General features: G+C 38.2%; 14 protein-coding genes. 5 read left to right on the top strand and 9 right to left on the bottom strand.

Going from position 1 to position 16,958, the window contains the following annotated elements:
• Nucleotides 1-17: 17 nt before the first annotated feature.
• Complete coding sequence (locus SJY09_RS12820) at nt 18-944, top strand: DUF3078 domain-containing protein (RefSeq protein ID WP_396636113.1); 927 nt, start codon at nt 18-20, stop codon at nt 942-944.
• Nucleotides 945-1,218: 274 nt separating this feature from the next.
• On the opposite strand, the gene hflX is transcribed toward SJY09_RS12820, so the two are convergent.
• A complete protein-coding gene (hflX, locus tag SJY09_RS12815; protein ID WP_396636112.1) occupies nt 1,219-2,430 on the bottom strand; it encodes a GTPase HflX in 1,212 nt (403 codons plus the stop codon).
• A 75-nt stretch (nt 2,431-2,505) separates the two neighbouring features.
• Here hflX and SJY09_RS12810 point away from each other — a divergent pair, with 75 nt between their 5' ends.
• Together SJY09_RS12810 and SJY09_RS12805 are read left to right on the top strand one after the other, a co-directional pair.
• Nucleotides 2,506-3,483 (top strand): endonuclease, encoded by a 978-nt coding sequence (locus SJY09_RS12810; protein WP_396636111.1) that lies wholly within the window; start codon nt 2,506-2,508, stop codon nt 3,481-3,483.
• 178 nt (nt 3,484-3,661) lie between these two features.
• On the top strand, nt 3,662-5,872 hold the full coding sequence (locus tag SJY09_RS12805) for a S8 family serine peptidase (protein ID WP_396636110.1): 2,211 nt from the start codon (nt 3,662-3,664) through the stop codon (nt 5,870-5,872).
• A gap of 78 nt (nt 5,873-5,950) precedes the next feature.
• Here the strand turns inward: SJY09_RS12805 and SJY09_RS12800 are convergent, their stop codons facing one another.
• On the bottom strand, nt 5,951-6,814 hold the full coding sequence (locus SJY09_RS12800) for an SH3 domain-containing protein (RefSeq protein ID WP_396636109.1): 864 nt from the start codon (nt 6,812-6,814) through the stop codon (nt 5,951-5,953).
• A gap of 25 nt (nt 6,815-6,839) precedes the next feature.
• Nucleotides 6,840-7,553, bottom strand: a complete 714-nt coding sequence (locus SJY09_RS12795; RefSeq protein WP_396636108.1) for a 3'-5' exonuclease — start codon at nt 7,551-7,553, stop codon at nt 6,840-6,842.
• Nucleotides 7,554-7,739: 186 nt separating this feature from the next.
• Here SJY09_RS12795 and SJY09_RS12790 point away from each other — a divergent pair, with 186 nt between their 5' ends.
• On the top strand, nt 7,740-8,849 hold the full coding sequence (locus tag SJY09_RS12790) for a hypothetical protein (protein WP_396636107.1): 1,110 nt from the start codon (nt 7,740-7,742) through the stop codon (nt 8,847-8,849).
• Here SJY09_RS12790 and SJY09_RS12785 read toward each other — a convergent pair whose 3' ends face one another.
• The 6 genes from SJY09_RS12785 to hemB form a co-directional block, all read right to left on the bottom strand.
• Nucleotides 8,850-9,212, bottom strand: a complete 363-nt coding sequence (locus SJY09_RS12785; RefSeq protein ID WP_396636106.1) for a hypothetical protein — start codon at nt 9,210-9,212, stop codon at nt 8,850-8,852. It abuts the gene before it with no gap.
• Nucleotides 9,213-11,624 (bottom strand): penicillin acylase family protein, encoded by a 2,412-nt coding sequence (locus tag SJY09_RS12780; RefSeq protein WP_396636105.1) that lies wholly within the window; start codon nt 11,622-11,624, stop codon nt 9,213-9,215.
• Between the two features lie 232 nt (nt 11,625-11,856).
• Nucleotides 11,857-12,330 carry a methylated-DNA--[protein]-cysteine S-methyltransferase gene (locus SJY09_RS12775; protein ID WP_396636104.1) on the bottom strand — a complete coding sequence of 158 codons (474 nt, stop codon included), beginning with the start codon at nt 12,328-12,330 and terminating at the stop codon, nt 11,857-11,859.
• A gap of 6 nt (nt 12,331-12,336) precedes the next feature.
• On the bottom strand, nt 12,337-13,467 hold the full coding sequence (locus tag SJY09_RS12770; protein ID WP_396636103.1) for a CNNM domain-containing protein: 1,131 nt from the start codon (nt 13,465-13,467) through the stop codon (nt 12,337-12,339).
• Between the two features lie 49 nt (nt 13,468-13,516).
• Nucleotides 13,517-14,848: a serine hydrolase domain-containing protein gene (locus tag SJY09_RS12765; RefSeq protein WP_396636102.1), complete on the bottom strand. Its 1,332-nt coding sequence runs from the start codon at nt 14,846-14,848 to the stop codon at nt 13,517-13,519.
• Nucleotides 14,849-14,895: 47 nt separating this feature from the next.
• The gene (gene hemB, locus SJY09_RS12760; protein WP_396636101.1) at nt 14,896-15,882 is read right to left on the bottom strand and encodes a porphobilinogen synthase; all 987 of its coding nucleotides are present in this window, start codon (nt 15,880-15,882) and stop codon (nt 14,896-14,898) included.
• A 198-nt stretch (nt 15,883-16,080) separates the two neighbouring features.
• On the opposite strand from hemB, the gene SJY09_RS12755 reads away from it, so the two are divergent.
• Nucleotides 16,081-16,956 carry an ABC transporter ATP-binding protein gene (locus SJY09_RS12755; RefSeq protein WP_396636100.1) on the top strand — a complete coding sequence of 292 codons (876 nt, stop codon included), beginning with the start codon at nt 16,081-16,083 and terminating at the stop codon, nt 16,954-16,956.
• Nucleotides 16,957-16,958 lie beyond the last annotated feature (2 nt).

Below are 16,958 nucleotides of genomic sequence, written 5' to 3'. Positions count from 1 at the left end.
AAAATAAACACGAAATCATGAAAAACACTTTTTTAACCACGGCGCTATTGTTCACTTGCGCGTTAGGTTTCTCACAAACCGAGGATGAATTAAAGGCCCAAATGGCGCCTAAAACGGATTCTATTGCTGCAATACAAGGCAGGGTAGATGCTATTCAAGCACAGATTGACGCACTTCCTGGATGGAAAAAAGGAGCTTTTGGTACCATAGGTGCTAACCTAAGTAGCTTTAATAACTGGTACGCACAAGGATCTCCTAACAATTCTTCTGGTAATATCGGTGTTACGGTGAATGGTTTTGCTAATCTGAACCAAGATAAATTTTTCTGGAGAAATTCTGCGAACATTAACCTTGGATGGGTAAAATTTGACGACAAAGACGATCCTGCTGATGATGATAGCTTTAGACAAGCTGCTGATGTATTTACGATAACATCCCTTTACGGGCGGAAGCTTAGCGAAAAATTTGCAATCTCTGGATTAGGAGAGTACAGGACTACTATACTTGATAATTTTAATGATCCAGGATACTTAGATTTAGGTGTTGGTGCTACATGGACACCGATAACGGATTTGGTAGTGGTTATCCACCCATTGAACTACAACTTCGTATTTAGTAATAATGATGCGGTATTCGAATCTTCTTTAGGTGCTAAAATAGTAGCGGATTATACTAGAAAAATTGGAGCGGTTAACTTTAAGACCAATCTATCCATGTTTCAGAGCTATAAGAGCGGAGACCTTTCTAATTATACTTGGATAAATTCTTTTGGATATACCTTATGGAACGGTATTGGACTTGGTTTTGAATTTGGTCTAAGAAACAATAAACAAGAAGCATTAAATTTTGCATTGAACCAAACACCTGCAACGGCTACTTCTTTTGAAGATGTAGAGAACGATTTACAGACTTATGTGCTGTTTGGTCTAAACTATGCTTTCTAAATAAGAGAATACGCATAGAACAATATAAAAAAAGCCCTCTTTTAAGAGGGCTTTTTAGGTTAAGTAATTATCGTAAAATTTGGGATTTTACTTTTTAGCTGTGTAAATTATATTCTTGATTTGGGGTCAACACTATCACTTAAACACAATGTAAATTTATGTCAAGTTTACACTTTCACAATATTTATGTTGTGAACGCATCTTAAAATGTTGTGAAAAATATCAATGGAACTAATTGATCGATGAACTACATCATTTGATGTATACTTTGCAATTAATACTCATCTAAATGTTCCGGATAAAGGAAGTTGTTATATGGAAAACGTGTGACATGAATATCTCTGACCTCATCATAAACTCGCTTTCTAAATTCATCAAGATTTTCTTTATTCAAGGCAGAAATAAATAACGCTCGGTCACCCACTTTTTCCATCCAAGTGCTCTTCCAGTCGGCAATGGTAAAATGTTTAGAAGTGCGTTCGGTAATTAAATCATCTTCCTCGATTACTTCATTCTCGTGTTGATCAATTTTATTAAAAACCATTATGGTCCTTTTATCAGCACTTTTTATTTCATCTAAAATTTGATGTACAGAATCTATGTGCTCTTCAAATTGAGGATGAGATATATCTACAACGTGTAACAATAAGTCGGCCTCGCGTACTTCATCTAGCGTACTTTTAAAACTCTCTACCAACTGTGTTGGAAGTTTTCTAATGAACCCTACGGTATCACTTAATAGAAAGGGAAGGTTGCCAATGACTACTTTACGGACGGTTGTGTCCAAGGTAGCAAAGAGTTTGTTCTCTGCAAAGACATTACTTTTACTAATAACGTTCATTAAGGTAGATTTACCTACGTTGGTATAACCTACCAATGCAACTCTAACCAAAGCTCCTCGGTTCCCCCTTTGGGTCTCCATTTGCTTATCGATTTTGAGCAGTTTCTTTTTCAAGAGGGTAATACGGTCTCTTACGATACGTCTATCCGTTTCTATTTCCGTCTCACCCGGGCCACGCATACCAATACCACCCTTTTGGCGCTCTAAGTGTGTCCATAGGCCGGTAAGTCTAGGTAATAGGTATTCATATTGGGCTAGCTCTACCTGAGTACGAGCATAACTAGTTTGTGCACGTTGCGCGAAAATATCAAGAATTAGACTGGTACGGTCAATGATTTTGCAGCGTAGCTGTTTCTCTATATTACGTTGTTGTGCAGGAGTGAGCTCATCATCAAAAATAACGGAGCCTATTTCATTTTCCTCAACAAATTTTTCCACTTCTAACATCTTACCGCTTCCAATAAGTGTCTTTGGGTTAGGTACATCCATACGTTGTACAAAGCGTTTTAAAACTTCTCCGCCAGCGGTGTAAGTCAAAAACTCTAGTTCGTCCAAGTATTCTGTTACCTTTTCCTCATTCTGTTCCCTGTTAAGGATGCCAATGAGTACTGCTTTTTCGTAGGTGTTCGTTTTCTTTTCTAACATATATGTTTAAAGTGCAAAATTAAGAAAAAGGGACCAAGCTATTTTAGTAAATTTATTGACCCAATTAACGACCCTATGCGTTTTTCACTGTTTAGAAAGAAAAAGAGTAAAAATTTATTCACCTTAGCGTTTTATAATCTCGAAAATTTATTTGATGCCGAAGATAATGACCACACACTCGATGAGGATTTTACTCCGGAAGGCTTTAAAAAATGGACGCCGAAACGCTACCTACACAAATTAGGAAAACTGTCCAAAACTATCTTTGAAATAGGCAAAGACTCAAATACACATCCTCCTGTTCTGATAGGTGTAGCGGAAGCGGAGAATAAGTCCGTACTGCAAGATCTAATCAAAAATGAACCATTGGCTGGTATTCCTTATGATTTTGTACATTATGAATCTCCGGATGAAAGAGGTATAGATACGGCGTTAATTTTTCACCGTAAGTATTTTACAATTTTAAATGCTGAACCGTTACCACTGATTATTAAAAATTTGGATGGTGCTAGAGACACTACGAGGGACATATTATATGTTCATGGTACATTGAACGGGGAAGAAATTCATGTATTTGTTAACCATTGGCCTTCTAGACGGGACGGAAGTGATTCTACGGAGTATAAAAGAATTATCGCCGCAGACGTAATTTTAAAAAAGATATCGGATATAGAAGCGAATACTATAAGCCCTAATTTTATTGTTATGGGCGATTTTAATGATGACCCTCATTCAGCTAGTATACAAAAACTGGTAGCTCACAGTGCGCTCTATAACCCTATGGAGAAATTACATGCTCCTAAAATAAGGGGAAGTGCTAATTATAAGAAAAGCTGGAGTCTTTTTGACCAGATTATTATATCCCATAACTTTTTTAACTATCAAAAAGGTTCGCATAGCTTTGATAAGGCCAATATTTATGATGACGCATCCTTAAAGGAGTATAAAGGGAAATATAAAGGCAGTCCTTTTAGAACCTATGCAGGAAGCAAATATTTAGGGGGTTATAGTGATCATTTTCCAGTATACATTATCCTTAAATATAATAAGTGATGTTTTTTGATGTAATTATTTGTAAGAATTATCTTATAAACAACAAAAAAACGCACTTTCACAACAGAAGAGCATATAGACCTATGTATTTCATCGAATAAACAGATTTTTTGAATTAATTATCAAGTGTTGTAAAATATATTTGTAGTCCAAATCTTACAATCATAACCTACAACCTATGAACTATCTGAAACCTAAGGGCAAAATGCATACACCTATCCGTATCATTTTGCTCTTTCTTTTAGTCGCTCCACTTACTTTTGGACAGTCAGAGAAATTACAGACCATTATTAATAAGGAATATGATTTCTCCAAAATAGGAGCAATGCATGTAGACCTTGAATTTGATTTTGAAGATAATAGAAAAAAAACTTTGGTGCTAGCCAAGATAAATAACTGGAAGGTTAAAGAAGTTCTTCCAGATGGCAAGAAAATAGAATTACAAGAAGTTGGCACTGATGGTAGTCCAATATTTTACGAAGCTTATGCTGAAAATGCGAGTCAGGCATCAAGGGCCTCTACGCTACATACCAATGGGTTATTGGAACTAGATTTAGACGGTGCAGGGATGCAGGTCGGTGTTTGGGATTCTGGTGTGGCGCTAACTACCCATCAAGAATATGATATTAGAGCTTCTGTTGCGGATGGCACCGGTGAAGTAGATATGCATGCAACTATGGTAACCGGAAGTATTATTTCATCTGGTATAAGGAAAGAGGCGAAAGGGGTGGCCCATGCCGCAAAAGCGCTTTCGCACGATTGGACAAGGGATAAAATAGAGGTTGCCGAAGCGGCAGCTGATGGTCTTCTGCTTTCTAACCATTCGTACGGTATTAAAACGGATAGAGTACCCGACTGGTATTTTGGCTCATACATTAAGGTTTCTCAAGATTGGGATAAAATCATGTATAATGCACCATATTATTTGATGGTTACGGCCGCAGGTAATGCCCAAAAGAGAAGGGACAACGATGCTCCTATTTTTGGGACAAGTACTGACGGTTTTGATTTAATGTTAGGATTTACCATTGCTAAGAATGGACTTACAGTTGCTGGGGCCAATACTAGAATAGACCGAAAAGGTAACTTAAAGGAAGCTGAAGTGTCCGCCTATAGTAGTTTTGGCCCTGTAGATGACGGAAGGATAAAGCCAGATTTAGCAGGCGACGGTTCTTCTATTGTATCTACTTATGCAACAAGTAATACGAGCTATAACTCCTCTTCGGGAACCTCTATGGCTACCCCTGGAGTTACGGGAGCCTTATTATTATTACAACAGTATAATGAACAATTGTACGGTACTTATTTAAAAGCGGCCACACTTAAGGGATTAGCCTTACACACGGCGGATGATGTACATAAGCCTGGTCCAGACTATAAAATGGGATGGGGTGTAATGAACGCTAAAAGAGCTGCTGAAGTGCTTATCAATAAAGAATATGCATCTCATGTTTCTGAAGAAAACCTTGAGGAAGGCGGTACATTTTCATTTACGGTTGCCGCAAACGGAAATGAAACTTTCTCGGCCTCTATCTCTTGGACCGACCCAGAATCCGATTATATTAATAGAGGAGTGTTAAACGATAAGACGCCGGCACTTGTAAACGATTTAGATATACGTATTACACAAAACGGAAAAACTTTTCTTCCTTGGAAATTGAATCCCGCTAACCCAAATGCGGTAGCAGAGCAAGGAGACAATCTAGTAGACCCTTTTGAACGAATAGATATACCAAATGCGAAAGGAACTTACACCATTACCGTATCGCACAAAGGAAATCTTAAGAATGAAATCCAAGATTTTTCTTTATTAATTTCCGGAGCATCGATGAACCAATGTAGTATTACTAGCCCAGAAGGTTTTGCCCTTAGTAATGCTTTGGAAAATCAAGTAACCATGGCTTGGAACGGAGATTTGGACGCCTTGTACGAGGTACAGTATAGAAATGAAAATGAGGTCCAATGGATTACTGAATACATAACCGAAGATTCAATCGCGCTAAAGGATTTAGAACACAATGAAAATTATATTTTAAGAGTGCGTACTTTTTGCTCTCAAAATATAGTATCAGAATATACAGAGGAGTATCGTTTTACTTTTTTAGGAGCGTCAACAGAAGTAGGTTCTTTAGATTCTAATGAAGTTCTTGGTATGGATGCCGAAGTCAATTTTTCGGTCTATCCCAACCCTGCGGTAAACGAGATTCGGTTGAATACGGAAGTTAGCGATACTGCAATGTACAGTATTGTTTCCTCATCCGGAATTGAACTTAAAACAGGATTTGCAAAGGATGCCGAAATTAATGTGGCGGACTTAGCTACAGGATTATACATTATACAAGTACAAGATTTTGGTAGTAAAAAGAGCACTAAGTTTTTCAAGTATTAAAGCAGGGTAGTTCCCCCGAAAATATAATTACTACTCAGTTTAGGCCTTTCAGTTTGTTATATTGGAAGGCTTATTACTTTAACAACCCATGGGAATATTAAAAACAATTAGCTTTTCGCTGGTCACTTTATTTTTTTCAGTCAAAATTAATTTTAAAAAAATTCTACTCATTGATACGCCAATAGGATAGTCGTTTATATCTTTTACATTCATCAATAAATCTAACCAGTGTTCTTGACAATTGTTTTTTACCGCTAGTTTAAGTTCTGCCATATCAACAGGTATAAATTTTTGCCAGTCTTCTGGAGCGTATGTAGTTGTCATGAATGAATTATCTCCTTCTTGGGGTTTTAGTTTTTGCCATGGTGAGTCATAGTGCTTCCATTCCGTTAAGTCACAGTGTGGTCCTTCGTTCATAATAGTTATACTATTTTCAAAACGCTGGTACACCTCTATTTTTTCATAGTCGTTATTTTTTAAGTAAAACCTTTTACTTTCTGGAGACTCTCCCAATTCTACTGAAACTTCAGCATGATCTTTATGAACTTTTGCCAGCTCTTCTTTTGTATCCCAAACAACTATTTCGTCCATTTGAAAAACGAAATCATTAAAAACAAGTTGAATTCGTTTTGGTGGAGCATCTTCTTTAAGATATCCATCGAATACATATCCTTTCTTTTTGGGATAGGATTGACCAAGGTCTTCAATTTCTACCCAAACACCATTAATTATCTCGCCATCATCTGAAATACTTAAGGGAAAGTTGGTTCGTTGAACGATACGGACTGAGGCTCCATAATCTAGTTTTCCTGTCTTCTCTCCCTTTCTTTTAGGCTCTTTTCTAATGATAAGTCCATTATCTGCATGTACGTAATGAATTTCTTGTGCGCTTACTTGAAAAGCGAAACAAAATATTAGTACCATACCTATTTGTCTAACCATGGAATGTTTTTTAAGTAGAACGCCATTATACTTTTTTAATTTCATTATCATTTAGAATAGGGTCATTTCTCATTTTTAAGAATACTTGAGCTGTGGTTACGACATCCAGTTCACAATAGGTAACGATGCGGTCAATATCCTTCTCCTCATAAAAGACATCGCGGACCATACTACCGTCTATATCTTCCTTTGGTGACGGGATTCCTAGAATATGAGCCATAAGTTTTAGAGAAGTATAATGTTTGTAATCACCAAATTTCCAGAGCTCCATGGTATCTAAATGCGGTACTTCCCATGGTTTTTTTCCGAACAAATCCAGTTTGTAGGGTAATGCTATTCCGTGGATAATCATCCTTCTGGCGGTATAGGGGAAATCAAATTCTTTTCCATTATGTGCGCAAAGCAGATGTTTTGGCTGATTGAAATGACTGTTCAGTAGACTTTTGAACTCCTTGAGTAGTTTTACTTCATCTCCTTGAAAACTGGTTACCCGAAACGTTTTGGAATCACCGTTCAATTTAAAATAACCTACAGAAATACATACTATTGTTCCAAACTCTGCCCAGATACCCGCACGATCGTAAAATTCTTCGGGAGTGTAATCGTCTTTTCTTTGGTAGCGCGATTTTTGGTCCCAGAGTTCTTTTTTAGTATCATCCAAATCTTCAAAACTTTCCTTTTCGGGAACGGTTTCAATATCCAGAAATAAGATATTTTCCAAGTTAATTTTTTGTAACATGGCATTCGACTAATGGTTAGGGCCATTAAATTAATGTATTAATTTTATAAGATGATAAACATAGCCTTCGAATAATATTGTATCTTCCTTCTCGACAAAAATTTTTGCTATGAAATTTAGTCTTGTGCGTATGCCTAAATGGGTATGCGTAGCTGACTTGTTTACATGGTGTAAACCATATATGACATGCGTAATTCCTATTTGATATTCCTCTTATTCAGTTTTTTTCTTAGTTGCTCAAAAGAAGATGAGGTAGACCAACCAGAAGTTCAGGAAGCCATTAATTTTCAACTTATTGGCGTTAATGCCGATGCTGTTTTTCAATACAATCATGACGGAGCTTTGAGTAGTGGAGTTGAAACCAACCTTACCAACGAAGTTGGGGTTAACACAAACTACTTAACCTTAAGACAAAGTGGGTCAACACTTTCATTTTATTCGTTTAGTTCGGGAAAGTTCTCTTTGTTTCAGAAGAATGTTGCTACTGGTGAAGTTCAAAACTATAGGGATTTCTATACGAATACTTCTGCAAGATCTATTGTTTGGGGAACAAATAATGACACTTCGGTATTCTTTGGATTTTATAATCCTCAGGGAACAACAAACCTAGCTATTCGTACTATAAACCTAAATACCTTGGAAGGCACTGACCTTTCTTTAGAGTTTAATATAAATACACTTTACCCTCCTTTATATCATAACGGCAAATTGTTCATTACGTACAAAACAGAAGCCTTGGAATATAGAATTGGAGTCTATGAAACCGCTACCAACATCCTACGGCAGACTTTATCTTTTGGCGGTGATGTTCCAAGTATTCTAATAGACCATAATGGAGATTTGGCGGTATTCAAATTTTCAACAGCTGCTACCACAACTCTAGATATTTTAGATTTTGACACCTTGAATAAGGTTCAAGAATTTTCACCCACTTTAGCACAAAGTTTTAACCCCGGTCCCATGAATGCCAAGCTCATTGATAATAAACTTTATTATGAGTTTGAGTATTCGCAACCCTTTAGTATAGAGCGAGGCCCTGCTATTTACGATTTAGAGACAAGTACCAATACAATTATTGACTTGCCCAATTTAATGAGTGAAGTAGAAATAGCAAATGACGTGTCTATTTATATCTCTAGCCAACAATACAATGCCAAGGAAGAGGTTTTCCTAGTTTCTTACGGAGAGTTTACTAACGATAACCAATTGCGTGGAGGGGCTATGGTCATATCTGATGAAGGGGAACTAGTAGAGACCGTTCCCCTGAATTTTCTTCCTGTATATTTTATTGAGTAGCTAAACCTCATTTTTTCTAAGAAGTAATTGACATTGCTTGCCAAAAATGGCCGCTATTCCGGCCGCTAATCCACCAACTACGGCCGTAACCAAAATTAATAGGTACGGATTTCCTTCTAGGGGTAACAGAACGGCTATTTTCTTTGAAAGGACAAAACCGTTTCCATTTGCTAAAATATAGGCGTATACGGCCCAGAATAGTAAAATAGCAACAAACGGTACTAGAAATACTGTAACACCTCTTAAGGGTAGCCTAAAGGCGGTAATAAATGCAGCTAACATGACCGACCACCACGGAAGGAAAAATGAAAATGCTAAGGCTAGTATTATGGTGACTACAAAGTTTATATTTTTAGAGTTCATTTAATTTGATATTAAGGTTTGTGTGCCTATGATCGCTTCTGTGGGAGTACTGCTTTGCAAAAAATTAAGACTATGGTATTCGCCTGCGGCCCATACATCAATAAAATCGTCATAAAACTTACTTCCCGGGTTACCAGATTGCCCTCCCGGATATATGCCTAAGGCTTTTGGCGGTGAACTCATCTCTACGATCATACGCCAAGAAGGTCCGTGCCTTTCAGAAGTGGCGTTAACGATACTTCTGCCGCCTCCTATAGGCAGGTTGGTTCTTGAGAATGCTGGTAAGCCTTGTAGAAGATGCCCCACACTTGTGCTTTTATAATCGCGCCAATTGTAAGCTCCGTTTTCCGCTTTCCATGCAGAAAGCGATTTGACTGCTTCTTTAAAGCTTAATAGAAAAAGGTCTTTTGCATTTTCAGTTTCTGGGGTTTCTTTAATGTCCATAAATGTATCGTCTCCCATGGTTTTGAGCATATGAATTGTTTGATACGTAAAAGGAGCGTCCATTGCCACGTCTTCTACATCAAACTCGTCCCAGACCATATTATACAATTTACCCCACCAATTTCGCCAAATACTTGGACCTACTTCATCAATATCATTGTAAAAATCCCAGTCTTTCAAATCATTTAGAACGGCTATTTCTTCAGCAGTTAACTGAGAGATATCCATAGAATCGACGGCAAACGGAATTAATTCTGCAGCCTTTAAATTGTAATTGTTGTTGTGTAAATCCTTAAAATCTTGAATAGAAAACATTTCTTTCTCCCTAAAAAAATCATTGATCACTCTATTTCTATAGGTCTCATATCCATCGTTAAAAACATAGTAAGGGTAACTTTTATCAACAGGATGTTGATTCGCAGAACTTACAAATCCTCTTTCCGGATTTTTGGTATGTGCGTTAAAGGCTTGCGGAATAAAGCTTTGCCAATCATTATCAGGATTGCTACCGTCCATTAAAAATTTACCCTGCCCTTTCCATTTGTTCGGAAATTTACCCTGAATCCATAGGGCAATATCTCCTTGCGTAGAGGCGAATACAAAATTTTGAGCTGGAGCACTATAATGCGTTAATGCAGCAACATATTCTTCATAATCATGTGCTTTGTTCAAGTCTAGAAATGTTCTTTGGTTGTTTTCGCCAATATGTCCAATCCATTTCATGGCGTAGCCTGCACGTCCATTATCCCCTTTAAAATTAACACCATACGCAACGGGACCATGATGTGTGTAACGTACCGAATCTTTAAATGGCTCCCTGCCTTTGATTTTTATTTCTTCGACCCTTATACTGGCCTCTTTCCATTCTTCTCCATATTTATAGTGCGTGCGGTCATCATCTCGGAATTCAATTTTATACCAGTCCAAAACATCTCTAGTGGCATTGGTCTCTCCCCAAGAAATATGATTGTTAAATCCCGAAATAACACCGAGCGCACCAGGTAAGGTTGCACCAAAAGCATTATGCTCTGGTGTACTCAGTTGCATTACAAACCAGATTGAAGGTAGGTTTAGGCCTAAATGTGGGTCATTTGCTAAAATAGGATTTCCCGAGTATGATTTACTTCCCGAGACGGCCCAATTATTACTGCCATTATCTGGATGTGGTTTGTCCATAGTACTTGCAATAGAATCTAACGGTAGTTCGCTTTCTGGTGCTTCAGTCATAGGAACATCGATATAGCTCCAGTCCGTTTCTTTTGGAATGACAGGGTCGTTTACCTCATAAAAATCTGGATACAGCATGTCAAAACGTTCCTTTCCGAATAATCGTAAGGCATTGGTATTCTCTAAATCTGAGTCAAAACCAGATAAGTCCTTCGTCATATACATTAATAGAAGGGCTGTTTTTTTAATGGTCCATGGCTCCGGCGCATAATCCAGTAATTTGTATTCAACTGGAAAATCTTTTGGCTGTAATTGATTAATGTAGTCATTTACACCTGCTGCATAAGCTTCTATATAAGCCGCAGTTTCAGGATCTTCTTTCATTTTTAATATAGCTTGTTCGGCTCCAAAACCCATACCTCGTCTGCGTTCTTGCCGATCATAATTAAGCGCAGCCTCGCCAATAATTTCTGATAAACGTCCTGCGGCCGCGTGTGTTTGAAATTCCATTTGCCAAAGGCGGTGTTTTGCGGTAATATAGCCTTGTGCTCTATATAAATCGGTATCGTTCTTTGCGAAAATATGTGGAATCAATTGTCCATCGTAATGCACCGTTACTTCATCTTTAAGACCAGCTATGGCTACGGTACCTGTTATGGCATCATCTTTTTCGTTTTGCCAGACACCCGTGTACGGATTAAGGAATTTTCCAATCGGTGGCACTGCACCAATCTTTGTATTGAGACCGTAAAAAATCCCTGCGGTAAGAACTAACGAAACTAGAAACTTGAAATATTTCATTTTTATAATAGAATTAGCCGTATGAAAATAGACAATTAATGTGAACTATTAATCTTAAGTCCAACACTGAAAATTTTTATAGAACAGACTGTTGGGTATGTTTTACAACTATGCGTCTATCTAAAAATTATCACTTCGTGGGGTTAAGCGGCTAAAATTTTGGATGAAAAGTAAGGTGCGGGGCTTTCTTTAGGATTATGCTTTATTAAACCGACCGAGTAGTCTTTAAAAATTAAAATAGTGATTGCTGTTTCACCGGACTTTCGTGCTCCAAAAGCCATTTTTTACGATGCAGTCCACCGGCGTAACCGGTAAGAGAGCCATCACTTCCTATTACCCTGTGGCAAGGCACCACAATCCATAAGGGATTTTTACCATTAGCAGCTGCAACTGCGCGTATAGCTTTTACATCACCTAATGTTTTAGAGAGTTCTAGATAAGAAACTGTTTTTCCGTAAGGAATATCCGCCAAGGCTTTCCATACGCGTTGCTGAAAATCGGTTCCAACAGGATTTAGCTTTAAATCAAATTGTTGTCGTTTTCCTTCAAAATATTCATTAAGCTGATATACTGCATCCTCTAGAATTGCCGGTACAAGATCAGTAAGTTTTTCATTGGAGTTAAGCACCGAAATGGAAGCTATCCCATCGGCATTACCTTCTATTTTAGTAACACCAAGAGGGCTTTGTATAAACGCTTGCTCCATTTCTTGTTATTCACCTTTTGGGGTTTCGGGAGTTTGTTCTATAACTCCTGCCTGTTTTGCCCTGCCTTCCCAATTTTTGCGTGCCAGTACTTGTAAGTCGGCTACATTGTCGCTTTCATCCATAATTTCTAGACCTAGAAGTGTTTCAATAACATCTTCCATGGTTACAAGTCCGGCCACGGAGCCATATTCATCAACTACCAATGCAACATGCTCTCTTTTGGCAATTAGAATATCGAACAACTTGGGTATAGGTGTACTTCTTCTGGTGACAAGTATATCCCTTCTGATTTCCGATAAAGGCATTTCGCCATTCTTATTTATAATTTCCTCGTATACATTGTCTTTTAGTACAAAACCGGTGATATTATCCATTTTCTCATGGAAAACAGGAATACGAGAATACCGAAGCTTCGGATTTTCCTCGAAAAAGACTTGTATAGGTGTTTCGTCGGATGCAATTTTCATAACTGCTCTAGGGGTCATAACATCCTTCACCAAGACCTCATCAAAACGTAAGAGATTTTTGATAATCGTAGATTCAGACTTTTCAAAAACACCTTCTTCGTGGGCCATATCTGTCATTACCGTGAAATCTTCTCTACTTAATACACTGCCGTGGTGGCCTTTTCCGCCTACCAGACGCGTAAACAATTGCAACAACCAGAGAAGCCCGGTATACTTTAAACCAAGCACCATAATATTCAAGGCTTTGGCCGTAAAATTAGAGAGCTGCCTCCAGTAGGTTGCGCCTATGGTCTTAGGAATAATTTCGGAAGCTACCAGGATCAATATGGTCATAATTGTAGAGACGACCCCAACCATGAGGTCTTCTGAAAATTCTATCCCGAAAACAGTCCTTTTAGTGGTTCCGTATAGTTCGGTATAGGCGACCTTCGCTTGCACACCTACCAGTATAGCACCAACAGTGTGGGCAATGGTATTTAGGGTTAGTATTGCGATAAGTGGCTTGTCCACATCTTTTTTCAATTCTTCTAAAGTAGTGGCATAGGTTTTACCTTCTCTTTTTTTTACGTTGATGAAAGTTGGTGTAATACTTAGCAGAACGGCCTCTAGAATGGAGCATAGAAAGGAAAAAAAGATTGAAATAACAGCATAAAATACCAGTAGTCCCATAGGTTTATTTTGTGCGACTAAGATACCAAAAAATAAGCATGCGTTTTGTTTAATTTAATTTGTGGCGTACATCATAGAATACTTGCTGTATGGCAGGGCGAATATTTAGCTCGTATAGTTTTCTATGGTCACGGGAAGGATACACCCTGTTGGACAAAAACACATATACCAATTGGTTTTTTGGGTCTGCCCATACAAAAGTGCCCGTAAATCCGCTATGACCAAAGCTTTCGGGACTTACTTCTGGTGCTGGGTAAGCTTCTGAAAAAGGAAGTGAAGTATTGTCTAGTAGCGGTTTATCAAACCCTAGAGCTCTCCTATTTTCGTTAGCTGGGTATTGCACTTGCGTGAACTCTTTTACAATGGCTTCTGGGAGTAACCTTTTGTCGTCATACTTGCCTAAATCGAGATACAGCTGCATCATTTTTGCCAGGTCATTTGCGGTGCCAAAAAGACCGGCATTACCGGAAACGCCACCGAGAAGCGATGCATTTTCATCATGTACCCAACCTTTTGTTAACGTATGGCGATAGAGCGTATCTACTTCTGTAGGGACTATTTTATTTGAAAAATCTTTGGACATCGGTAAAAAACCTAAGGTTTTAGCACCTATTGGTTGGTAAAAATGTTTTACCAGATAATCTTCATAAGACATTCCCGATAATTGCGCTATAAGTTCTGGAAAGATGAGAAAGGCTAAACCGGAATAAACATATTTTTTTTCAGAAGATACCGGGGACCTGTTGATCATACGGTACATTTTTCTTTTGAACCTGTTTTTTACGTAAAGTCCGTCGTAGGCCTCCTTCTCAAATCGTTTTTTCCGTACGTTTTTGACAAAGCGTGTTTTAAGCTTATTATTCTTTTTTATTACCTTATTTAGAAAAACGATATAAGGCTCTAGCCCTGCTTGGTGCGCCAAAATTTCGCGAAGGGTAATTGTTTCTTTATTCTTTATTCCCTGCCACGGTTTCCAATACGTGCTAAAAGGAACATCTAAATCTAACTTGCCCTCCGCTACCAATTTCATCAATGCAGGTAAAGGGCCTGAGATTTTAGTGACCGATGCTAAATCGTATAGGTCATTTAATGCAACGGCCTGTATGCTGTCGTAAGTATGAAACCCGTACGCTTTATGGAAAATAATTTTCCCTTTTTCGGCTACGAGTACTTGGGCTCCCGGAAAGGCTTCATTTTTTATACCGTTTGTTATAATTGAATCGACCTTTGGATTCACTGATAGTAAATCTACTTCGGAGAGTAGCGATAAATTAAAGGTGGTTGACCTTGGTAGCGCTATATTATCAGGAATAATTTCCTGCGAAAAGATGGTTCCCATCGGAAGTATATAACAAAGTAGCACAAAAAGTTTCCCTTTCATATCAATCTTAATAAACCAACAGTTTACTCTTTTTAATATTAATGTGATTACATTAACCGAACAGCATCTTTAGCAAAGTAACTAGCTATAATATTGGCGCCAGCACGTTTAATAGCAAGGAGTTGTTCCATCATTACGGCATCATGATCTAGCCAGCCTTTTTCCGCGGCCGCTTTTAACATAGCGTACTCCCCGGAAACCTGATATACCGCAACAGGGACATCTACTTCATTCTTAATTTCCCTTACAATATCTAAATAACATAGCCCGGGCTTCACCATAACAATATCCGCCCCTTCGTCAATATCTTGTTGTGTTTCCGAAATGGCTTCAAACCGGTTTGCAGCATCCATTTGGTAGGACTTTTTATCGCTAGGAACATTTTTGATATCCACAGGAGCGGAATCCAAAGCATCACGGAAAGGACCGTAAAAGGCACTGGCATATTTAGCACTATAGCTCATGATACCAGTATTAATATGCCCTTCGTCCTCCAATGCTTCTCTAATACTTAGAATGCGACCGTCCATCATATCACTTGGAGCAACAAAATCTGCTCCTGCATTGGCATGGGAAACACTCATCTCTGCCAATACTTCTACGGTTTCGTCGTTAAGTATTTGTCCGTCCGCTACAATACCATCATGGCCGTAAGAGGAGTAGGGGTCAAGCGCAACATCGGTCATCACCAACATTTCCGGACATGCATTTTTTACCGTTTTTATGGCCAATTGCATCAACCCATTATCGTTTAGCGCTTCTGAGCCGGCATTATCCTTTAAATTATCAGGAACCTTTACAAAAAGGAGAACTGCACAAAGCCCCATATTCCATAATTCTTTTACTTCTTTCTCCAAATTATCCAGACTTAGTCTGTAGTAATTGGGCATAGAAGCTATTTCTTCTTTAACACCTTTACCTTCAACAACAAAAAGTGGCACCAAAAAATCGCTTGGGGTAATAATAGTTTCGCGGACTAAATGTCTTATGGCTTCTGAACTTCTAAGCCTTCTATTTCTAATAAGTGGATACACAGTTTTTGTTTTCTAGGGTTGTATAAACTATTTTTCGAAAAAAATGAATCTTACACAAATATAAGGGAAGACTGTCGTTCTATGCGTACTTGGAACTATTCTTGTGTAATCAGCCAGAAGTATTAGATGCAAGATTGTAACAAATTGAATATCTTCCATACTTATTCCTTAAAATATAAACCAACCAAAATTTAGCATATGCTCTCTATCTCTAATTTAAATAAGACGTATCCAAACGGAACACAGGCTTTAAACGATGTTAATCTAGAAATCGGTACAGGGATGTTTGGTCTGTTGGGTCCAAATGGTGCCGGTAAATCTACCTTGATGCGTACCATTGCCACTTTGCAATTAGCCGATAGTGGAACGATCACTTTTAATGATACCGATGTTTTTAAGGAGCCAGATGCACTTCGTAAAGTTTTGGGATATTTACCTCAGGATTTTGGGGTGTATCCTAAAGTTTCCGCGGAAATGATGCTGAACCATATTGCAAAAATCAAGGGAATTCAGCATAAGAATGAACGTAAGGCATATGTTTCCGATTTATTGAACAAAGTGAATCTCTATAAATTCCGCAAACGTAATCTAGGTGATTACTCGGGAGGCATGCGGCAGCGTTTTGGTATTGCGCAAGCCTTGATCGGGAATCCTAAACTAATTATCGTAGATGAGCCAACGGCGGGTTTAGACCCATTGGAGCGTAACCGATTCCATAATTTACTTAGTGAGCTTGGAGAAGATGCCGTGGTAATTTTATCCACACATATTGTAGATGATGTGGTAAATCTCTGCACGAATATGGCGGTTTTTAATGAGGGTAGGGTTGTTGTTCAAGGGCACCCGCAAGAACTATCCAATACCTTAAACAATAAGGTTTATAGAAAGAAAATTGCTAAGGAAGAGCTAGATTCATACCAGTCGGAATATACTGTTTTGTCTACATACCTCCGTAGTGGAAATCTAAATGTCAATATTTATAGTGAAACCAATCCAGGTGAAGGTTTTGAGCTGGTGAACAATAGTTTGGAAGACTTTTATTTCTACAGTATCAACCAACCTCAAACTGTTTAATT

The organism is Maribacter sp. R77961 (assembly GCF_044594925.1).
Taxonomy (GTDB): domain Bacteria; phylum Bacteroidota; class Bacteroidia; order Flavobacteriales; family Flavobacteriaceae; genus Maribacter.
This window is presented reverse-complemented; position numbering and strand designations above follow the sequence as displayed.